Origin of the sequence: uncultured Photobacterium sp. (genome assembly GCF_947039875.1) — a bacterium.
Classification (GTDB): domain Bacteria; phylum Pseudomonadota; class Gammaproteobacteria; order Enterobacterales; family Vibrionaceae; genus Photobacterium.
Window position 1 is genome coordinate 1 of the sequence record NZ_CAMRAN010000021.1, and the last position, 20,904, is coordinate 20,904.

At 34.6% G+C, this 20,904-nt stretch carries 19 protein-coding genes; 11 read left to right on the forward strand and 8 right to left on the reverse strand.

Features of this window, described 5'->3' with window-relative positions:
- Positions 1-183: 183 nt before the first annotated feature.
- Together Q0V26_RS09200 and Q0V26_RS09205 are read left to right on the forward strand one after the other, a co-directional pair.
- Complete coding sequence (locus tag Q0V26_RS09200) at positions 184-492, forward strand: fructose PTS transporter subunit IIB (protein ID WP_297481022.1); 309 nt, start codon at positions 184-186, stop codon at positions 490-492.
- Positions 493-550: 58 nt separating this feature from the next.
- Positions 551-1,303, forward strand: coding sequence for a PTS sugar transporter subunit IIA (locus tag Q0V26_RS09205; RefSeq protein WP_297481025.1), 753 nt, complete (start codon positions 551-553; stop codon positions 1,301-1,303).
- A gap of 5 nt (positions 1,304-1,308) precedes the next feature.
- Here Q0V26_RS09205 and Q0V26_RS09210 read toward each other — a convergent pair whose 3' ends face one another.
- Positions 1,309-2,154 (reverse strand): AraC family transcriptional regulator, encoded by an 846-nt coding sequence (locus Q0V26_RS09210; RefSeq protein ID WP_080158055.1) that lies wholly within the window; start codon positions 2,152-2,154, stop codon positions 1,309-1,311.
- Between the two features lie 164 nt (positions 2,155-2,318).
- On the opposite strand from Q0V26_RS09210, the gene manA reads away from it, so the two are divergent.
- The 3 genes from manA (at position 2,319) to aroC (ending at position 7,426) form a co-directional block, all read left to right on the forward strand.
- Positions 2,319-3,518, forward strand: a complete 1,200-nt coding sequence (manA, locus tag Q0V26_RS09215; protein WP_297481028.1) for a mannose-6-phosphate isomerase, class I — start codon at positions 2,319-2,321, stop codon at positions 3,516-3,518.
- Positions 3,519-4,028: 510 nt separating this feature from the next.
- The gene (locus Q0V26_RS09220) at positions 4,029-5,930 is read left to right on the forward strand and encodes a fructose-specific PTS transporter subunit EIIC (protein WP_297481029.1); all 1,902 of its coding nucleotides are present in this window, start codon (positions 4,029-4,031) and stop codon (positions 5,928-5,930) included.
- Positions 5,931-6,340: 410 nt separating this feature from the next.
- Positions 6,341-7,426 (forward strand): chorismate synthase, encoded by a 1,086-nt coding sequence (aroC, locus tag Q0V26_RS09225; protein ID WP_297481032.1) that lies wholly within the window; start codon positions 6,341-6,343, stop codon positions 7,424-7,426.
- A gap of 145 nt (positions 7,427-7,571) precedes the next feature.
- On the opposite strand, the gene Q0V26_RS09230 is transcribed toward aroC, so the two are convergent.
- Positions 7,572-8,189, reverse strand: a complete 618-nt coding sequence (locus tag Q0V26_RS09230; protein WP_297481150.1) for a trimeric intracellular cation channel family protein — start codon at positions 8,187-8,189, stop codon at positions 7,572-7,574.
- A gap of 233 nt (positions 8,190-8,422) precedes the next feature.
- On the opposite strand from Q0V26_RS09230, the gene Q0V26_RS09235 reads away from it, so the two are divergent.
- The 4 genes from Q0V26_RS09235 (at position 8,423) to Q0V26_RS09250 (ending at position 10,467) form a co-directional block, all read left to right on the forward strand.
- Positions 8,423-8,974: an elongation factor P hydroxylase gene (locus Q0V26_RS09235; protein WP_297481153.1), complete on the forward strand. Its 552-nt coding sequence runs from the start codon at positions 8,423-8,425 to the stop codon at positions 8,972-8,974.
- Between the two features lie 15 nt (positions 8,975-8,989).
- Positions 8,990-9,253 carry a YfcL family protein gene (locus tag Q0V26_RS09240; protein WP_297481034.1) on the forward strand — a complete coding sequence of 88 codons (264 nt, stop codon included), beginning with the start codon at positions 8,990-8,992 and terminating at the stop codon, positions 9,251-9,253.
- A gap of 141 nt (positions 9,254-9,394) precedes the next feature.
- The gene (locus Q0V26_RS09245) at positions 9,395-9,853 is read left to right on the forward strand and encodes an adenylyltransferase/cytidyltransferase family protein (RefSeq protein WP_297481036.1); all 459 of its coding nucleotides are present in this window, start codon (positions 9,395-9,397) and stop codon (positions 9,851-9,853) included.
- Positions 9,850-10,467: an SDR family oxidoreductase gene (locus Q0V26_RS09250; protein ID WP_297481039.1), complete on the forward strand. Its 618-nt coding sequence runs from the start codon at positions 9,850-9,852 to the stop codon at positions 10,465-10,467. The genes Q0V26_RS09245 and Q0V26_RS09250 overlap by 4 nt, the downstream gene beginning before the upstream one ends.
- Before the next feature lie 63 nt (positions 10,468-10,530).
- Here Q0V26_RS09250 and Q0V26_RS09255 read toward each other — a convergent pair whose 3' ends face one another.
- The 5 genes from Q0V26_RS09255 to Q0V26_RS09275 are packed head-to-tail and all read right to left on the reverse strand — an operon-like array spanning position 10,531 to position 17,007.
- Complete coding sequence (locus Q0V26_RS09255; RefSeq protein ID WP_297481042.1) at positions 10,531-12,591, reverse strand: CDP-glycerol glycerophosphotransferase family protein; 2,061 nt, start codon at positions 12,589-12,591, stop codon at positions 10,531-10,533.
- Positions 12,592-12,595: 4 nt separating this feature from the next.
- Positions 12,596-13,777 (reverse strand): EpsG family protein, encoded by a 1,182-nt coding sequence (locus Q0V26_RS09260; protein WP_297481045.1) that lies wholly within the window; start codon positions 13,775-13,777, stop codon positions 12,596-12,598.
- Positions 13,774-14,712, reverse strand: a complete 939-nt coding sequence (locus tag Q0V26_RS09265; RefSeq protein ID WP_297481047.1) for a glycosyltransferase — start codon at positions 14,710-14,712, stop codon at positions 13,774-13,776. The genes Q0V26_RS09260 and Q0V26_RS09265 overlap by 4 nt, the downstream gene beginning before the upstream one ends.
- The gene (locus Q0V26_RS09270; protein WP_297481049.1) at positions 14,702-15,940 is read right to left on the reverse strand and encodes an oligosaccharide flippase family protein; all 1,239 of its coding nucleotides are present in this window, start codon (positions 15,938-15,940) and stop codon (positions 14,702-14,704) included. Before Q0V26_RS09270 ends, Q0V26_RS09265 begins: the two co-directional genes overlap by 11 nt.
- Positions 15,941-15,942: 2 nt before the next feature.
- Positions 15,943-17,007 (reverse strand): Wzz/FepE/Etk N-terminal domain-containing protein, encoded by a 1,065-nt coding sequence (locus Q0V26_RS09275; RefSeq protein ID WP_297481053.1) that lies wholly within the window; start codon positions 17,005-17,007, stop codon positions 15,943-15,945.
- Between the two features lie 306 nt (positions 17,008-17,313).
- Between Q0V26_RS09275 and Q0V26_RS09280 the strand changes: the two genes are divergently transcribed.
- Both Q0V26_RS09280 and Q0V26_RS09285 read left to right on the forward strand, forming a co-directional pair.
- A complete protein-coding gene (locus Q0V26_RS09280; protein ID WP_297481056.1) occupies positions 17,314-18,120 on the forward strand; it encodes a glycosyltransferase in 807 nt (268 codons plus the stop codon).
- Positions 18,121-18,131: 11 nt separating this feature from the next.
- Entirely contained in the window at positions 18,132-19,403 is a 1,272-nt protein-coding gene (locus Q0V26_RS09285; RefSeq protein ID WP_297481059.1) for an exopolysaccharide biosynthesis polyprenyl glycosylphosphotransferase, read from the forward strand.
- A 326-nt stretch (positions 19,404-19,729) separates the two neighbouring features.
- On the opposite strand, the gene Q0V26_RS09290 is transcribed toward Q0V26_RS09285, so the two are convergent.
- Entirely contained in the window at positions 19,730-20,701 is a 972-nt protein-coding gene (locus Q0V26_RS09290) for an OmpA family protein (protein ID WP_297481063.1), read from the reverse strand.
- Between the last annotated feature and the right edge of the window lie 203 nt (positions 20,702-20,904).

Here is a 20,904-nt window from a genome sequence, read left to right on the forward strand (position 1 = left end):
GCAGCCGCTTAATTTAAACACCTATAAAGGTGTACAGTTTTACTTGACCACTTCAGTTGTAAAGTCATTGCTCTTCCTCGCCCCTGTTTCCCTCACCCTATCTTACGTCCTATGCTATTCTGTTGCTCTTAGTTACTTCAATAGAGTAACTTATTCTAAACAATGATTTATTTAGGGCTAAAAATGAAAATTGTCGCGGTAACGGCCTGTCCAACGGGCATCGCACACACCTACATGGCTGCGGATGTACTTAATAAAACCGCGCATCAGATGGGGATTAAAATTCAGGTCGAAACCCAAGGTGCAATGGGGATTGAAAACTTTTTAACCGCCAAAGACATTGCGGCTGCAAATATTGTCTTAATTGCCTCGGATATTGAAGTTGAACAACGGGCGCGTTTTACCGGTAGCCGCATTCATTGTGTGACGATAGAAGAAGTATTGGTTGATACAATCGCAGTGATTGAGCGTTGCCAGCAATTATGCCAATAATTATTGGGCTAATAACTTCATGCTAATAAAACAGGTCAGAACACGACAGGGATAATGGATGTTAGAGCGACGGATCACCTTCTATTGTGGTGCAGCAGGTCTGCCTTCTTACCAACTTAATCAGCTAAAAAAACTGACGGGTTATTTTCAATCTCATGTTGAATTATTTAATGTGAGTCAATTGACGCGCGCGCCAGTATCACAGCCATTAAAAATGCTATCGTTGGCGAATAAACCCCATGCGTTATGCCAATTAATTATCAAGGGTTGCGATGCTGAACTCGCGAACTTGGTGTTAACCGACTTTATTTCTCAATATGCACTGTCATTGACACAATACTCACCATCGAGACCGTTTAATATAAGCTTGCCATTAACCAGTATTGGTTGGGCTGATGGCGGTGAGAATCATAAAATAGACACCATTACGCAATTAAGCCAGATGCTAGTGGCACAACAGGCGATCACTTCTGAACAACAGCCCGCATTAAAACAAGCACTATTGGCTCGAGAAAATGTTTCTGCCACTGTTATGGGGCCGGGTATTGCCTTGCCACATGTGATGCATGAAATGATCGCAAAACCTGCAATGGCAATAGTGTGTCACCCTCAGGCGATTGATTGGGGATCGTCACGGGGTAATATTAGCCGTGCGGTTGCGATGATCTTGCCCAAGCCACCTCAGAAAGTCGTGATCATGGCCTTTGCGCAGTTTTCAAAATGTTTATTAAACGAGGATTATTGTACTGCACTAACATTAGCCCAACAGCCTCAAGAGCTAAAAGCATTAATTATTGAAGCGTTAAGATAGCAACGTTAGGTAACACCTCGGTATTCCGATGGCGTACGACCCGTTTTATTTTTAAATACACGGCAAAAATAATTCACATCGACAAACCCGCAGCGGCTAGCAATTTCAGTTAATCGAAACGGGTATTGGCGTAACATAAATTTGGCACGTTCAATCCGTACCCAGCAAATATAATCCGCGAGCCGCATATGACCTTGTTGACGAAATAAACGCGATAGGTGATTGGGGGTAATATTAAACCGATTAGCAATCGTGTCACGGCTGATGGCACGGTGAAAATTTTCTTGAATATAAATACAGATCCCTTGATACAGATCTTCAGTCCGATTTTTTGATTGATGCAACGGAACATGGAGCATATTTTGGGTGTAGCTGAGTAAAGCTTGTAATAAATGCTCATCCATTGGCTGCTGTTGGTGTTCTGTTGCTAACATATTCAGTGCCGTTAAAATGGGATCAACCGCGTGTCCTGTCCATGCTTGAATCGAGTGTTTTTGAACATCATAAAACTTGGGGCTATCCTTGGTTTTACTGACTAAACTAAAGCCCAATTGACGTTTACCAAACAGCAAACTCAACACGGAACATTCGGTATTCCAGCTTGGTTGATTCCAACTATTAGGCGGAATATAGATAGCATCACCTCCCATTAAACTAATTTGACAGATACCATTATCACCATCATCGAGTTGGTTAATATATTCGCCTTTTAATACTAATTCGAGCCGTGGAAAATTTACCTGATAGCTAAATTGTGGCGGTTGAGTTTTACCGCCAGCAAACCAAATTCGATTAAAACTTTCCCGTTCAGTTAACACCGAATCAATTAAATTAAAGAAAACATTGTCCATGGAATTCACTATATGTTTGGAATGGTAATAGCTGGATGATGAGTTTGTGCTGAATAAACCGATTAAGTTTTGTTATAGTGCTGTCAGTTAGCGTATGACGTCAATAATAATGATTGATGCCATACCATAAATATCGTGAGCAATAATAACAATAGGATCTGACAATGACTGACTCTACCCGCACTGTCTTTTTTAAGATGGATAACGTGATCCAAGATTATGCTTGGGGCAGTGTAACATCAATTGAGCAACTGTTTGCTATTCCAAATCTAGACCAAAAACCGCAAGCTGAAATGTGGATGGGTGCCCATGCTAATGGTTGCTCAGTGATCACGGTTAATGGTGAAGCAGTACGCTTAGCTGATTTTATTGCCACCGATCCTGACGCAATTATTGGCGCAGAAACTCAAGCTAAATTTGCTGAGTTGCCATACTTATTTAAAGTGTTAGCAGCTGAAAAAGCGTTATCAGTGCAAGTTCACCCAAGTAAACATCAAGCTGAAATTGGTTATGCAAAAGAAGAAAAAATCGGTATTGCGCGTAATGCCGCCAACCGTAACTACAAAGATCCTAACCATAAACCTGAGCTAGTGTTTGCGTTAACACCTTATCAAGCAATGAATGGTTTCCGTGAGTTAGCAGAAATTGTTGAATTATTTACCACAATCAATCTTGATGTGATCAGCGATCTTGTTAATACTTTTGCAGCTAATCAAACTGATGCAGGTTTACGAGATTTCTTTGAAGCGATGTTATCGCTTGAAGGTGATCCTAAAGAGGCTGCGGTTAATGGACTTTTAGCGTTCTGTTATGAACATAAAGATCAGCCATTATTTGCGTTATTGATTGATTTATCTGAGCAATACCCTGGTGATATCGGCCTGTTTGTTCCATTAATGTTGAACGTATTAACATTACAACCAGGCGAAGCGATGTTCCTAAGTGCATGTACACCACATGCCTATATTAAAGGAACTGGCCTTGAAATCATGGCTAATTCAGACAATGTGCTACGTGCTGGTTTAACCCCTAAATTTATGGATGTGCCGGAGTTAGTTGCTAATACTGAATTTAAGAGCATGGCGGCAAATGAATTATTACTGGCGCCAACAATGGTTGCTGGTGGTTTAGATTACCAGATCCCTGTACCTGACTTTAAATTTAGCGTGTATAAGCAAGTTGATGATATTGCATTACAAAATACCAGTGCTGAAATTTTATTTGCCATTGACGCACCGCTAACAGTAACGCATCAAAATGGTGAGACATTGACGCTTGAAAAAGGCCAGTCAGTGTTTATTCCTGCTTATGCGAAGGCATATTCAGCGCATTGTGATGGTATGTTTGCTCGCGCGTATAACTAAGTAATGAGTTTCGAGTTTTAAAGATTACGAGACTAAGCGATGGGTGAAAGCCTATCGCTTTTTTTGTACCCATTCCGTCATTCCCTACAGTGAGGTTACGAACGAGATAGGAAATCTCCTGTTAGCGCGTTGTAGGATCATTTATTCCTCAGACTTCTTTTCCTCGCTCCTCCTTTCTGTGATCTATCGCACTAAAAAATCGAAAATTCAGCTAAGTAAAAGCCTCTTTTAGATAGTAGGTGAAATTATTCGATAATCGTTTTTTGATGTTTTCACCCATGATTAATAATTTAAATTATTGAAAATATTAATATAAAAATACAATTCAACCTGTTTTATATACAGTAAAAAATATGAGTGATAGCTCACACTGATAGTTTAATGTTACAAATTTCCAGTTAAAGCCTGTTTTGTACTCTACTTTATCCCCATTAAAAAACCGACAATATTGCCATGCTGATGACCAATACAATGTCATCGAGCCCATAATAAAATTATCGGGGATAGAATATGATTACCACCCTCATCAATGAACAGTTGATTAACATCAACCTTAAAGCGACCACTAAAGATGAAGTGTTTGCTGAAATGGCAGATATCTTAGTTCAGCAAGGTCGCGTTGCGAATAAAACCCAATTTTTAGCAGACATTCAAGCACGTGAAGAATTAGGTAACACAGGTTTTGAAGACGGTGTTGCACTACCACACGCTAAGAGTGCGGCAGTTATTAAACCTGCGGTTGCGATTGGTGTTAGCCGTACAGGTATTGAATACGGCGCAGAAGACGGCTTGCCATCAAAACTATTTTTCATGATTGCTTCTCCTGATGGTGGTGATAATCACCATATTGAAGTATTGGCTGAGTTGTCATCAAAATTGATTGAAGATGGTTTTATTGACGCATTTCTAACGGCTAAAACACCTGCTGATGCATTGGCATTGTTGCTTGCTGAAAAACAAGCGGTAGCAACATTACCCCAAGATAAAGGTTTATTGATTGGGGTTACTGGCTGTCCTGCTGGTGTTGCGCATACTTACCTTGCAGCAGAAGCATTAGAAAAAGCGGCGGCTGAATTAGGTTACGAAATCAAAGTTGAAACTAACGGCTCTATCGGTGTTAAAAACTCACCAACCGCTGAAGAAATTGCCCGCGCAGAAGCGATCATTGTTAGTTGTGATAAGCAAGTCGATATGGATCGTTTTGCAGGTAAGAAATTAATTAAGACTGGCGTAAAAGCCCCGATTAAAGATGGTAAAGGCGTTATTCAACAAGCATTAGTCGCGAAACCATTTGATGTTAATGGCGATGGCTTAGATGACGGTGAAAGTAAAGTTTCTAAAGCCCGTTCTGATTTATACCGTTTCTTAATGAACGGCGTATCACACATGATCCCGTTTGTTGTTACCGGTGGTTTGTTAATTGCGTTGGCATTAGCGATTGGTGGACAGCCAACGGATACGGGAATGCAGATTCCTGTCGGTAGTATGTGGCAAAAAGTACTCGATGTCGGTGTGGTAGCCTTTACATTAATGATCCCTGTACTTGCAGGTTACATAGCGTATGCAATTGGTGATCGTCCTGCATTAGCACCGGGTTTCATTGGTGGCTGGATTGCAAATAACGGTTCATTTTATGGTGCAGATGCAGGTACAGGTTTTATCGGTGCCATCATTGCTGGCCTATTAGTGGGTTACTTTGTACGTTGGGTTGCAACACGTAAATACCACAAGTTATTACAACCATTAGTACCAATTCTTATTGCACCAATTACAGGTACATTATTCATTGCAAGTGCGTTTATCTTTGTTATTGGTGCGCCAATTGCAGGCCTAATGCATACCATGAACACTGTACTAACTGAAATGAGTACAGGTAACGTAGTATTACTGGGTATCGTATTAGGTGGCATGGCTGGCTTTGATATGGGCGGTCCATTTAACAAAGTGGCATTCTTGTTCTCTGTTGGCATGATAGCCAATGGCCAAACGCAATTTATGGGTGCGATGGCATGTGCAATTCCTGTAGCGCCATTGGGTATGGGTTTAGCAACGATTATTGGTCGTAAACTCAATATCTTTGAGCAATCAGAAATTGAAGCAGGTAAAGCAGCGGGTGCAATGGGCTTAGTCGGTATCTCTGAAGGTGCGATTCCATTTGCAGCGCAAGATCCAATCTCTGTTATTCCAGCAAACGTATTAGGCAGTATGGTTGCCGCGGTAATGGCGTTCTCATTTGGTATCACTAACAGCGTAGCTCACGGTGGCCCAGTGGTTGCATTATTAGGTGCGATGAACAAACCATTACTTGCTTTAGTCTGTATGGCAACAGGTATGGTAGTTACAGCGCTGGTAGCGGTATCACTGAAGAAATTCCGTAAAGCAAAAGCGGATAAAGTGTTAGCGGTAGCGTAGGGGCTAGATTTCGAGTATCGAGATTAAAAGGCTACGAGATAAAGCGATGGGTGAAAGCCTGTCGCTTTTTTTGTAGGTGGGAGGGGAATAAGGGAAGAGCAGAGGCTAGATTTTGAGTATGAATACCAAGCCCACTCCCGTCATTCCCTACAGTGAATGCCCGCGAGGGCGATAGGGAATCTACTATCAGCGCGTTGTGGAGTTAATATATTCATGTGTCTTTAAGGCTCAAGCACGCGTTAAGTCGATCCCGGATAGTATCGTGCCTCAACTTTCGGGATGACGAATAATGGGCTAAGTGAATGCTTGCCCCTACTTTATTCCTTGCTTTTCAAATCACATCTTTGCAGTATGTATTAATCACCATAATTAAAAATGCATGTAAGCATAGATATCTCACAGGGGAAGTCATGGCCGGAAATACCATAGGACAATTGTTTCGCGTTACCACCTTTGGCGAAAGTCATGGAGTAGCATTAGGATGTATTATTGATGGTTGCCCACCAGGATTAGCGCTCACCGAAGCTGACATGCAACACGATCTTGATCGCCGTCGCCCTGGCACTTCAAAATATACCACTCAACGTCGTGAAGCGGATGAAGTTAAAATTTTATCCGGCGTCTTTGAAGGCCAAACTACAGGTACTTCGATTGGTTTATTAATTGAAAATACCGATCAACGCTCAAAAGATTATTCTAATATTCAGGATTTATTCCGTCCCGGTCACGCTGATTACACTTACCACCAAAAATATGGTGTACGTGATTACCGTGGTGGTGGCCGTTCATCTGCACGTGAAACTGCAATGCGTGTTGCTGCGGGTGCTGTTGCGAAGAAATACCTTAAAAAAGTGCATGGCATAGAAGTATGTGCTTACTTATCACAGATGGGTGATGTCAAAATTGATAAGGTTGATTGGCAACAAATTGAACAAAATGCCTTTTTCTGCCCAGATATCGATAAAGTCGATGCCTTTGATGAGCTGATCCGTCATCTTAAAAAAGATGGTGATTCGATTGGCGCAAAAATTACCGTGGTTGCTCGCAATGTGCCTGTCGGTTTAGGTGAACCGGTATTTGATCGTTTAGATGCCGATATTGCGCATTCACTGATGAGTATTAATGCCGTTAAAGGGGTTGAAATTGGTGATGGCTTTGATGTGGTTGAACAACGGGGCAGTGAGCACCGTGATGCAATGACATTACAAGGATTTAAAACCAATCATGCGGGCGGTATTTTGGGGGGGATCTCATCAGGCCAAGATGTCATTGCGCACATTGCTCTAAAACCGACCTCAAGTATCAGCGTTCCGGGTGAAACAATCACTAAGCAGGGAGAGTCAACCGAAGTGATCACCAAAGGCCGTCATGATCCATGTGTTGGTATTCGTGCGGTGCCTATTGCTGAAGCGATGTTAGCGATCACTCTCATGGATCACTTATTGCGTAATCGTGGTCAAAATGCGGATGTAGTAACCACAACGCCGAAGATTTAGATGTGAGGCAAGAAGGTTCAGAGATTACGAGTATATTAGTAACAAGTTTTGGCATGACTTCTAGTTATTGTGTTTTTACTTAATAACTAAAATACTCTTTTTCTTTCTTTCTTTCCTTCTTTCCTTCTTTCTTTTCTAGCCTTTATTACGCTTCAGCTTCTTCGAAGTTAAATACGGGTAAACTCCAGCTAAAGAATACCGCTGCCATACGTAAACTAAAGCCAACAACCAATGTCACTAGTGTCGTCGTATCAGCTGGTATATTAAAGTGCAGCATCGTGACATATATAATGCCAGCAAGGAAAGACACTGACGCATAGAGTTCTTTGTGCAATACCATTGGCTTGCGACGAGTGATCATATCGCGAAGTAACCCACCAAAAACCCCTGTAATTACTGCCGCAACGACACAGATAATTGGCGATAATCCCATTGTGATTGCAACTTGACAGCCAATAATACTAAATACTATTAAACCAATAGCATCAAGAATAATAAAAATCTTATGAAAGCGGACTACCCATTTACCTAATACTGTTGTTAATAATCCAGCAACGCAGGTGATGACTAAATATTGTGGGTGCGCTACCCAGCCAAGTGGATAATGGCCTAATAAAATATCACGCATTGTACCACCACCAATCGCGGTTGCACTTGCGACTAACATTACTCCAAACCAATCCATGTGACGTTTACCTGCGGCGAGTGCGCCCGTCATAGCTTCTGCAGTAATACCGATAATGTATAAGATAGAAAGTAGCATAATAACTGTGATGGCCATTGTTAATCATAAGGATAGAGTATTGTAATAGTGACGGTTATCAACTTCTAATGAAAATAATTTAGTATCAGATGAATTGAATTCATGTATAAATAATATAAATATTGACTAGAATATATTATCAATAGCGAGAGTTCGCGCTCAGTTATGAAAACATATATACTTCGGCGGTTAAAGAATAATGACATGCTGATTATAATTAGATGAAAACATATATAAAACATGACTATAACGATCTTATTCGTTTGTTTAACTCGGTATTCTTAGAGCGTTTAAATACTGAGCTATTATTAGGTGGCGATGAGCCTATTTATCTTCCTGCCTCGAAGGAACGTGTCCATCACCAAATTATTTTTGCGCGCGGTTATTATGCCTCAGCAATGCATGAGCTAGGGCACTGGTGTATTGCAGGAGAAGCAAGACGTTTGTTGGAAGACTATGGCTATTGGTATCAACCTGATGGACGCAGTGCTGAAGTGCAAGCCGCTTTTGAAGTCGTTGAGGTTAAGCCACAAGCTATCGAGTGGATTTTATCGGCCAGTTGTGGATTTAAATATCAGGTAAGCTGCGATAATTTGAGTGGAAACTGTGAGCCTGATAGAATGGGTTTTACTTTAAAAGTACGTGATCAAGTTATCAGCTATTTGATTAATGGTATTCCAGAGCGTGCCCAAATGCTCTCTGACGCCTTTCGTGATTTTTATAGTATTGCGCCGTTAACAGTTGTTGATTTTTCTAAACCAATTCCATTAACTGATTATGCTTAATAGCAAGGATAGAACATGATCCACGATTATGAACACAAGCTATTGCAGCTGATTGATGACAATATTGATACTGCAACCGATGATGAATTGTTTGCTGGTGGCTATTTACGTGGGCATATCTCACTTGCCGCTGCTGATTGTGAGATGCTAAATATTACCGATCTCCATCTGATGGAAGATAAAATTAAAATTAATATTAATAATGCTAAAAGTGAGCTTTCACCTCAAGATTATCTTTTAGTTTGTAACTTTATGAATGATATTTTTAATAAAAATTAGTAAATTATATGATTACCATTCTATCATAACTATATATTTAGACTTACATTTAGATATATTGGTTTAGTTTTTAATTGATTGTAAATATAAATAATATTTTCACTTGAAAGTTGCATTACTAAAAGTAATAAGGAAAATAAAATGCAGGATAAAGTTGTTTACGTATCGGGAACGTTTGATTTGTTTCATAGTAATCATTTAAAAATGATTAATTACGGAAGAGGTTTAGGCTCAACACTAATTGTTGGTGTAAGTACTGATGAGTTAGTTGATAGTTATAAAAAGCCACCAACAATTCCTTTTGAAGAGCGTATTGCTATTGTTGAAGGTTTAAAAGCTCCTGATGTTGTTATTCCTCAACATACACTAGATCATAATTCAACTGTAGAAAATTTAAATGTTGATATTTTTGTTATCGGGGATGATTGGGTCGGTAAGTATGATTATTTAAAAGATAAAGGAGTTAAAGTATTTTACTTTCCATATGGTAAAGGTATTAGCTCAACAAACTTAAAGAAAAAAATATATAAACAATATACGGAAATATTAAAAGATTCTGATGAACATCCTATTCCAGAACCAAAGGATCATCTATTATGATGAAAAAAATATTGATAACGGGAGGAAATGGTGATTTGGCTAAGATGTTAATTAAACAACTTAGTGATAGCTATATAATAGAAGCACCATTAAGGGATGAATTAGATGTTACATCTATAAACAGTGTCGATCAATTTTTTAAAAATAGAGAATTTGATATTGTAATAAATAGTGCTGGAACATTATATTCCTCGACAATTATTGATTCAGATCCAGAACTATGGATTAAAGATATAAATGTAAATCTAATTGGAACATATTTAGTTACTAGATCTGCATTATTAAAGAATAAAGATACATTAATAATTAATATATCGTCAACGGCAGCTTTCAATTCATATAATGATTGGACATCGTATTGTTCATCGAAAGCAGGAGTGATAAAAATATCACAAGGACTACAAAAAGATAATTATAATGTAGTTACATTATGTCCAGGTGCTATTGATACAAAATTGAGAGATGGTTTAAGTATTATTAACAGTAATGTTATGACGTTAGAAGAAGGAACAGCTCCAATTATTAAAGCAATAGCATTAGAATATAATAATGGTGATATTATTTTCTATAGAAAAAACATGTTAGAGATAAACCCTAACTATAATCAATTATAGTTAAGTTATGTATAGATATAAAGTTGATTCATAGCTATAAAATATAGCTATGAATCAAACTATTTATTTCATTAGTTTTTTAATATATTCAAAATGCTCATCGCAGTTTCCACTATACTTAACATTAAATAATTCGGATAAATGTTTTTTCTGAGTACTATAATTATTATTTTGCTCTTTTAAAGCACTTAAGAATTCTTCAAAAGTTAAAGTTTTAGGCCCTGGTGTTAGTTCATCATATTCCATTGAGAAACCAGTAAGCTTTGTATAAATTTCAATATCATATGGAATAAACATGAATTGTGTACGTGAGTTTGCTAATCCATCGAGATATAAACTTGAATAATCAGTAATTATTATATCCATATCTAAAATGTAAGGAGTAAAGTCAGGAATAATGTTTGAATTGAGCACTTTCACTCTAGGATGATTACATAACCCTTCAGGTATAACTGCAGGATAAAATGGATGTTCACGTAAAATTAATACAGAATCACTATTTTCCAAATGAGAATGGAGCTGGTTTATATCAAGATCATCAAATGGAAAAAATTTAGTTATAGAATCATATCTCCATGTTGGAGAATATAAAATATGATTTTTAATATTTAACTCATCATCAAAGAACGATGATATATTTTTTTGTTCTATAGATTGTGATATAGAGTCATTTCTTGGTTGTCCTAAAGGAATATATTCAGCTTTTAACTGACCAAACATTTTTTCCATTTTACTTTTAAATTCATCAGAGTAACAGGTGATATGAGTAAAACATCTAATATTTTTATAGCGATTTATATAACGCGGAATTGATATCTTTGGTTCATTTAATCCTATATTCTTTAAAGGGACGCCATGACCAAAATGATAAACAATTCTATCTGTATGCTTAAAGCAAAAGTAAATAGGCAGATCAATTGTAGAGCATAGCCATATTTTTGCTGACGCAATAGTTTTTATATCTTGGGATAAATAATTGGTAATGAACTTTCCGGGATAAATCTTATTTAAAGAATCTCTTTTTTTATCGTCATTAACAATAAAGTAAACATTGAAATCATGTTCAACACTTTCTAAATATTCAAAAAAATACTTTGAATTAAAGTTGAAATTATTGTTTACAGTTGAATTTATAATAATCGTCTTTTTATTTAGTTTACTCGTTTTGGTGAATAAACTTGCGAGACATCCATTAAAAATATTTTTTTTGATAAGTTTTTTATGGGTAATATTGAATTTATTTTTTACTTTTGGAAATATTTTGGATGTAGAGATATAATAGAGAGCTTGTAGATTAACTAATATTGATTGTTTAAGTAATAAATTACCAAAATACTTTTGATTTTTTATGTTTTTTGATTTTAAACTTTGAAATAACATGATAAGTAGCCATGTTGACTTATCTTGTTCTTTCATTTTATGTTTATGCTTATTATAGGCGCTTTCAACCACTTTAGTCATCAAATCATATTTTTGGAGGACAGAGGTGTTTGACGATTTACTTACATTATCACTTCCAGTTAAATCATAACAATATCCGGGTTTATTAATAAAAGATGATTCTTCAGTATGTGAAAAATAGGTACGCCAAAAGCAAATAGCATCTCCCCAACGATATTCTTCATCCATTCCACCCGACAATAGGTAAATATCTCTATTTAAGCAGTATGGAGGTAATCCAGCATAGTTAAGTGGTGATGCGAGCATATATTCATTCATATTAGTGTTGGAGCTCATGTTTGCTTCTTCAATAACACGGCCTGTATTTCTAATCATTTCAATTTTATTGAATGCAATAAATTTGGAGCCTGTAGCAATTTCAGCTGCGCATTCAGCTAGAATATTATTGTCATAAAAAGTATCGTCACTATCAAGGAAAATGATATATTCACCAGTAGCTAATTCAACACCTTTATTTTTTGCGGCTCCAGCACCTTTGTTATCTTGAGAATAAATGATGACTTTATCTTTATACGAGTTAAGAACTTGTTGGTAGTTGTCTGTTGATCCATCATTTATAATTATTATTTCTTTGTTAATATAGTTTTGCTCAAGTGCACTTTCTATCGCATCTTTAACGATATGTGCACGATTATATAGAGTAATGATAATAGATATTTTCATGATTTCACTTTTGGTTATTTTGGATTATCTCTTGAGCGCGATCAATACGATAATAATCTAGATTTAAATAAGATGGTAATTCTGTTAATACACTTTGATATGGCATGAATACAACTGCATTTGCCTCAAATCGTAATGTGTTATATAAATTAATAAATGAAAATAATATACATATAATAACACCAAGACTTCTTGAATTTTTTCTATTTAATATGTTATATATAAATAAAGGGTAATAACATGAAGCAATTACCATAAAATAAAACTTCAGTCTTGTGTAAATTGCTTGGATGTCAATAAATAAAATATAAATAGCAAAGTAACTTAGTAAAAGAAGAGCGATTAAATTTAAACTTCTATTATTATTTTTTTGAATAAATAGATAATGAAACATAATGGATAGGAAAAACAATTTTTCTATAAAACCAAATCCAATAGTTCTGCTTGCCCCAAAACGTGTGCTATTAATATAAAATTCTATTTTTTGATTTAGTCCTTGAGGAAGGAAAGAATGAAAAATATTATAGAAAACCTCAAATATTGATATATGACTTATGGCAAAAATAGTTATTATTAGCAATATTGTTATAAAAAAACCTTTTTTGATTTTTATTATTGTACTTAAAAAAATTAAAGGTAAAAATATTATGGCACTGAAATGAAATAAAGTTGCTGTTAAGAGGTATATTAATACTTTTAAATTGCGTTTGTTAAAATAGCTATCAATTGCAAGTAGAACTAAACCTGCAGCAATACCTTGTCGTAAAATAGAAAAATTAATAAATAAATAGCAAAGACTATAAAATAACAATATAGCTGAGTTTTTGTATTCTATATGTCTATTTATAAAAGAATAGACACAGTAAATAACAAATAGATTACATATGAATATTAAGGTTTGAAATCCTAAACCGATAGATTTAATAATAGATATTAGAAACTTAAAGCCTAGATCGAAATAAACTAATGGTGAAAAACCATTTGTTAGAAATATAGAAATAGTATCTACTTTATTAAAATAAAAACGATAAGTTGCAAAATCCCAACCAGTATCAAGTCTCAAACTTCCAAAAAGAAATAAGATAAAAAAAGATACGATAAATGCCAGTTTGCTATAACGCTTATCTTGCCATACATCAGTAAATGAAAATAATGCAAGTATACTGAAAATTATATAATAAATCATAATGTTATACGTATTGTATTAATTAATAACAGAATTATCGATACAAACAATTTATCTTTTAATGATATAGATAAAGAATGTATTTTGTGAAAGCTTAATTTTAATTCGTTTTCTGACTCTAGCTTTAGCATACTAAATAATACTGAAAATTGTTTTTCTTTTAATAGCTTGATAAACATTGTTTTCAAATAAGTATTTATGTAAATATATAAGGCGCTTTCTGAATTGTATTTTTCTTTTATTATACAATAAATAGAGTCTGCAGAATGTTTTCTATTCTTTAAAGCTTCTAGTGTAACTTTATTACTTAATGATTGTTCCGTAATTCGGTAAAGAAATCGTTCTTTATTATTAATGATTTCAACATCATCATTTTCTAAATATTTTAAGCATGTAATGTTAAATAAAAAGTCTTCTCCAATTTTAATATCGCTATCAAATCTTATCATATTTTCATCTAAGAAATTTTTCTTATAGAGTTTTCCCCAGACATAGACACAAATTCTATTTTTAAAAAAATCTGATTGTAATTTTAAATTGTTAGGCCAAGGTTTAATATTATTAAGAGAATACATGTTGTAAATGTTTTGCGCGCAAACAATATTTTTATTGTTACTTTGGTTATATAGTTCAGCATAAAAATCATTATCAATAATATCATCAGCATCTAAAAATGAAATATATTCACCTTGAGCTATATTGATGCCAATATTTCGAGCATTACTTACACCATTATTTTCTATTCTTTTTATTTTAACATTTATATTATTTTGTGAGATTGTATTTATAATATTTGAAGTTGAATCGGTTGAGCCATCATCTATAATTATAATCTCTAAGTTAGTATAAGTTTGAGATAATAATGATTCTATTGTATCTCTTATATGAGTTTCTGCATTATAAGCTGCAATTATAACTGATATTTTAGGATTCATATATTTTCTTCATTAAACCAGATTTGTATACGAAGTATAGTAATAGTAATAAACTAATTATCTCTGTAAGTAATATGCTAATACCTGATCCTATTGCACCATATAGATTTGATAACGGTATTACGTAAATAAAATGACAAATACAAGTGATAATTGGTACTGTTAGGTAATAACGTTTATATTCCCATGAAAGAAGTAAATAATTTGATAATAATACACTTAATGGTACGAATATTACCATTGGGCTCATTATTTTCAATAGAATAATAGACTGATAGAAGTCTTTACCTAAATAATTATGAACAATGAAATTTGCAGATAAATAAATTAGAATAGAGAAAGCAAAACCTAGACTTGTTTGTAAAAAGAAAACTTTTTTTATAAATCGAAGAGCTTTAGGTTCTGACTCCATGCGTAATTTATTTACTCTTGGGTATATAACATTCGATAAGATTAAAAAAATAGATATAAAAGCTCCTCTAATTTTGTCAGTTGCGGTATATTGTCCTACTTCATATGCAGTGCTTACAAGTCCTAGAATTATAGGTGTACTCATTGTATATAGGCTTACACTAACTGTACCTAAAAAAATTGGTGAGGCATGTTTTAATTGATAAGTAATATCCTCTATTTTTATTCTTACAAAATGAATTTTCTCTTTAGTTGCGATTAGAATCAGTATCAATGCGCTAGCTAAAAAGGTAGAGCTTTGAATAATAGCTAGTTTGTTTAAGTCGAATTCTGTTTTTACGAAGTAAAATATTAAAGGTACTGAGCTAAGTTTTATAATAATATTTACATATGAATAGATACGTACTTTTTCAATGCCTTGATATAACCATATCGTTGATATAACAGAAGACAAAAGTTGAATATTTAAAATTAAAACGATAGTTTTTATATCATGAAACTTTGTAATATAAAAAGGTATTACTGAAATGACACTACATATAGGTATAAATAATAAAAGTTTTGTTATTATTGTAATTGTATATGTTTTATTGATTTCTTGTTTATTCTTAGCTTTTGCAATCATTCCTGAAGAATAAAGATTAAATCCAAAATCAATAAATAAGCAGCCATATAGAATAATAGACAAAGCTAAATTGAATTTACCATACTCTATTGGGCCTAGTACCCTAACTAGGTAGGGTACTAATACTATAGGTACAAGAAAATTTATACCTTGTGAAAAAAATAGCATGATTATATTTTTCAACATATTCATTATTAAACGGTCTTACGTGTACTGAATATATTTAGCGCCAGAGAGATGACCATGCCAATACAAATAAATAATAGAGCGAAAACAAGAACAATAACTTTATTACTTGTTGATATATGATCTGGGTTTTTATAGGCGGTTTGTATGAAACTAAAGAATGAATTACCGTTTAGAACTGGCCCATCAATGTTTTCTAGATATTTTATTTTTGAATTTAGTTGAGTGATGCTTCCGTTTAATACTGATAAATCTGTGATGGATGCAATTGCTTTATTTTCCGCTTTAAGTGCTTTTGAACCAAGTGCTACATTAAATGTTGATCCTTTTTCATAATAATTACTTAATGGTTCATTAATTCCTGCTTTTTCTGCAATATTTAAAGCTAATTGAGTGTTTTGTATTTTTACTTTTTGAATATTTTTTGTATATGAAATGTTATAACGTAATTGTTGCTGTAAATTAATTAATTCTGTTTCTTTATATTTTATTAATGACAATGAAACAGCATCATTGTAAATTTTTGTTGTGAAATCAATGTAGTCATTTAATAAGCTGTAACTGTTATCTAAATCATCAGCTTGAACTACAATAGTATAAGAGTGCTCATTTAAAATTAAAGACTTTTTCTTAACTATAATATCATCCGATAAAGTGTTGAGTTTTTTTGTTATTTTGTCTTCAGAATCTATATTGTTTTCATTTAAATAATCTAGGATTATTTTATTCTTTTGTAAGAATGCAAGTTTGTTTGATTTTGAGCTTAATAAGTTAATGAATGAGGTGTAATTGTTGTTGATATTAGTTATCCGGTTTAGATTTTCAACAACTGCTTTGTCAATGTTAATCTTATCTGCGTAATTTATAAAGCCTGAATAATTTGAATATTGTGGGTGAGTTATTTCAGCACTACTTTCCCACCATTGTTTTGAATTATTAATAATAATCAATGCTAAAATAATCCCGAAAATCATACTGGATATAATTATAATTTTCTTTGCCCAAAAAACTTTAAATACATTGATAATATTTAGTTGATTTTCATGATAGATAGATAGCTCATCTGAACTCATTTTTCTGCAGACCTTGTGTTGTATAGCCTAAAATGATTACGCTACCGCCCTTGGGTATCTAGCTCCCACAAGCGATAAGTATTAGTTAATTCTGTGTTATTATGCCTGATTTATATAAATAATATCAAGTTTAGTAAGGTTAACTGTCATTGTATAACATTTTGTTTTATAAGCCATATGCGCTTTGTTATTTTCATGTGATAATTATAGTTTATTAGAATTTACATGCTGTACAACTGTTATTATACTGATAGAATTAGATAAACGTTTTAGTTGTTTTTCGGTAAAGTATAGTGTGGTTATTTTATGAACAACATTTCAGTCTTAATGTCTTTGTATAAAGGTGAAAAGGCACAATATTTTTCTGATGCTTTAAAGAGCATTGAGACTCAAAGTTTACAACCAGCAGAGGTTGTTGTTGTACATGATGGCCCTTTGACTAATGAATTATACAGCCTTTTAGATGTTTGGCGTTTAAAGTTACCCTTAAAAGAAGTAATTTTAGAACAAAATCAAGGTTTAGGTATTGCATTAAATATTGGCCTTGATGCTTGTTCTTATGAGCTTATAGCTAGAGTTGACACTGATGACATCAATGTGAATAAGCGTTTTCAGACACAGTATGATTTTATGAATGCTAATCCACAAATCGACTTGTGCAGTGCTCATATTGCTGAATTTGACGTAGACCCTTCGGTAATATCTAGTTTACGTAATGTACCTCTTTCTGATGATATTGAGAGGTTAATTTATCGAAGAAATCCAATAAACCATATGGCTGCGATGTTTAAGAAATCTTCAATTATAAAGGCCGGTGGCTATTTGCATATGCCTTATATGGAAGATTATTACCTATGGGTAAGAATGCACGTAATGGGTATGACAATTGCTAATATTGATGATGTGCTAGTATATGCTCGAGTTGGTAATGGTATGCTTGAGAGGCGGCAGGGATATAAGTATTACTGTTCTGAATTGCAATTTATGAAGAAATTGTTAGAGCTTCCAATAAAAGGTAAGCCAAAAGTAGCGCTAATTTTTTTAATAAGAGCTCATATGAGATTATTACCGATGAAGGTTTTAGGTAATATATATAAATATATTCGACAATAAGTAAGTATAAGATGAAGAATAAAGAGAAAGGAATTAATTTTGTAAAGGTCTTTAAAACTTTACTAAATAACACCTATATTTGTCATAGTTTAGGTTTGGTTATAGTTGTTTATTTAACATATTTATTTTCCGGATATAATGTAAAAGCTGTTCCCAATACTGTCATGAATACATTATGGTTATTAGTTGTGTGCTACTTAGGCATATGCACTGTATTGCCAAAAATAACTTCATATCTTTTAGTTGAGCGTAAATACTATATTTTACCTGTTATTATTTCTGTTTTTATTTTGATTATGTCAATCGTGTTTATGACTCGCATTGATTATTCAAGAAGTGTATTAATTAATGGGGCTATAATTTCTTTTATATGGTTTTATACAACGGCTCTTCTTCGTCAAGAAAGTCAGCGTTTAATCCTTTTTGCTATTCCTAATTTTGATATTAGTTCTTTAAATCAAAAGGGAAGAGTACGCGTTATCGAATTAAAAAAACCTTACGATATCAGCAACATTAAAGGTAGCTTAGTTGTTGACTTACATCGTAATTTATCGCCAGAAGCGGAAAAGTTCATTGCTGATTGTAGCTTAAATAAGATTGCTGTTTTCCATGCTGAAAGTATTCGTGAAATGCTGGAAGGTAAGGTTCAAACTAAGCATTTAATGGAAAATGCGATTGGTTCATTACAACCAAATCCGCTCTATATGACTTTTAAACGTATTTGGGAATCATTAATTATTATCGCAACGTTACCGATTACGTTACCTATTATGGTTATAACGGCTATTTTGATTAAGCTTGAAAATCCGGGTCCAGCAATGTTTATACAAGAACGTGTAGGGCAAGGTGGTCGCTTATTCAGAATTTATAAGTTCCGTAGCATGACGGTGAAAGAAGCGGGTGCTGAAGACAAATTTGCTACGGCAGAACAAGCGCGCGTAACCAGAATTGGCAAAGTTATTCGTAAAGTCCGTATTGATGAATTGCCTCAATTTTTTAATGTTTTAAAAGGGGATATGGCGTTAATTGGTCCTCGTCCAGAACAAGATAGTTTTGTTAAACAGTTTGAGCAAGAGATTCCATTTTATGGTTATCGTCATATGGTGAAACCAGGTATTACTGGTTGGGCACAAGTTGTTCAAGGTTATGCTGATGATACTGAATCAACATCTGAGAAGTTAGCACACGATTTATATTATATAAAAAACCTGTCTTTCTGGTTAGATATTAATATTGTATTTAAAACTATTCGTACCATGCTAACAGGCTTTGGTGCTCAATAATTAAAGCGTGTTTTAGATATAAATAAAAGCCCAATTCAAATAATGAGTTGGGCTTTTTTGCTTATATTTCTTGCCACTTGCCACTTGCCACTTGCCACTTGCCACTTGCCACTTGCCATTTGCCACTTACTAACTCTTCGTTCCTTTTTCTTCTCCGAGTTGAAGTCTCCCTTCCTCGAGCTACTTGAAACCTGCTTCTTCCTGCTATTCCTTTTCCTGATGCAGAAATAAAAAAATCCACCATAACCGTGAAGTTATGGTGGATTATTAGTTTATACCTGTATTAGTAATTAATACGTAAGGTTAACTTTTCTTAGCAGTAGAAATTACTCAGCAGCTACTTTAGTAACTGTCTCGATGTTTAGCTCAGGAACAATGATGTCAACACGACGGTTTTCAGCACGGCCTTCAGCTGTATTGTTAGGAGCGATTGGATCTAGCTCACCACGGCCTTCGCTAATTACGCGATCTGAACCAACATTTAGCTGAGTACGTAATGCTTGAGCAACACCTTCTGCACGCTTCTCAGAAAGTTTCATGTTGTATGCTTCTGAACCTTTGCTGTCTGTGTGACCAACAACTGTGATTGTTGCATCAGGGTATTGGTTTAGGCGCGCTTCGAAAGGTGCTAATTTGCTTGCATCGCCAGCAGTGATTGTTGTGCTATCGAATCCGAAAGGTACAGTTAGTTTTAGCTCTTCGATTGTCGCTACAGAAACTTGATCAACATAAACAACTTCTGGAGCAACAACAGGTACTGGAGCGCCCCAGTGGTATGCTAGAGAAACGCCTGCGAATTGAATATCAGCACCGCCTACATCTTTGTAGTATTGGTATTCAACACGTGTAGATACATTGTTGTTGATGTAGTATTCAGCACCAACACCCGCAGTACCAGCCCAGCCGTTATCATCAGCAGTTGCGCCATTCTTAGCATTCCAATCGTAGTAGAAAGCACCTAGCTTACCAAATAGATCGATTTTATCGTTGATAGCGTAAGAGAACTTACCCACAAGGTCTGCGCCTTGAGCTGTAAATTTACCTGCGCCATTAGTAACGCTTGCGCTACCGAGGTTCGTGTAACCAACTTCACCAGCAAACCATGGTGTGATTTGGTAACCAGCGAAAACACCACCAGCAAGGTTTTTGTCATCAAGCTTGATGCTGTTAGTGCTGTCTTTGATGTCGTAAAAGCTATTACCTAAACGAGCACCAGCATAAAAAGGGTTATCTGTTGCCGCATTTACCGCGCCAGATACAAGAAGAGCAAGAGGTAGTACTAGAAAAGTTTTTTTCATAATATTTGCCGTATTTTCCTAATTGTAATAGATCCGACTTAAGCCGGTAATTTTTGCACTATTTATGTGAAAGTGCTTATCTATACCCTACAATAGCAAATGCTATTAGGATATATTTTCAATATATAATAATGCATTTTTTTTGAATGACATAGCAATTAAACAGTGTTCCATTTTAAATGTCACTTTTAATGTAACAATCT

Coding starts and splice junctions, on each gene's coding strand:
- Q0V26_RS09275 (WP_297481053.1), bottom strand. CDS start 17,007: ATGAGTTCAGATGAGCTATCTATCTATCATGAAAATCAACTAAATATT.
- Q0V26_RS09270 (WP_297481049.1), bottom strand. CDS start 15,940: ATGAATATGTTGAAAAATATAATCATGCTATTTTTTTCACAAGGTATA.
- manA (WP_297481028.1), top strand. CDS start 2,319: ATGACTGACTCTACCCGCACTGTCTTTTTTAAGATGGATAACGTGATC.
- Q0V26_RS09200 (WP_297481022.1), top strand. CDS start 184: ATGAAAATTGTCGCGGTAACGGCCTGTCCAACGGGCATCGCACACACC.
- Q0V26_RS09285 (WP_297481059.1), top strand. CDS start 18,132: ATGAAGAATAAAGAGAAAGGAATTAATTTTGTAAAGGTCTTTAAAACT.
- Q0V26_RS09255 (WP_297481042.1), bottom strand. CDS start 12,591: ATGAAAATATCTATTATCATTACTCTATATAATCGTGCACATATCGTT.
- Q0V26_RS09220 (WP_297481029.1), top strand. CDS start 4,029: ATGATTACCACCCTCATCAATGAACAGTTGATTAACATCAACCTTAAA.
- aroC (WP_297481032.1), top strand. CDS start 6,341: ATGGCCGGAAATACCATAGGACAATTGTTTCGCGTTACCACCTTTGGC.
- Q0V26_RS09205 (WP_297481025.1), top strand. CDS start 551: ATGTTAGAGCGACGGATCACCTTCTATTGTGGTGCAGCAGGTCTGCCT.
- Q0V26_RS09245 (WP_297481036.1), top strand. CDS start 9,395: ATGCAGGATAAAGTTGTTTACGTATCGGGAACGTTTGATTTGTTTCAT.
- Q0V26_RS09280 (WP_297481056.1), top strand. CDS start 17,314: ATGAACAACATTTCAGTCTTAATGTCTTTGTATAAAGGTGAAAAGGCA.
- Q0V26_RS09240 (WP_297481034.1), top strand. CDS start 8,990: ATGATCCACGATTATGAACACAAGCTATTGCAGCTGATTGATGACAAT.
- Q0V26_RS09230 (WP_297481150.1), bottom strand. CDS start 8,189: ATGCTACTTTCTATCTTATACATTATCGGTATTACTGCAGAAGCTATG.
- Q0V26_RS09290 (WP_297481063.1), bottom strand. CDS start 20,701: ATGAAAAAAACTTTTCTAGTACTACCTCTTGCTCTTCTTGTATCTGGC.
- Q0V26_RS09265 (WP_297481047.1), bottom strand. CDS start 14,712: ATGAATCCTAAAATATCAGTTATAATTGCAGCTTATAATGCAGAAACT.
- Q0V26_RS09250 (WP_297481039.1), top strand. CDS start 9,850: ATGATGAAAAAAATATTGATAACGGGAGGAAATGGTGATTTGGCTAAG.
- Q0V26_RS09210 (WP_080158055.1), bottom strand. CDS start 2,154: ATGGACAATGTTTTCTTTAATTTAATTGATTCGGTGTTAACTGAACGG.
- Q0V26_RS09260 (WP_297481045.1), bottom strand. CDS start 13,777: ATGATTTATTATATAATTTTCAGTATACTTGCATTATTTTCATTTACT.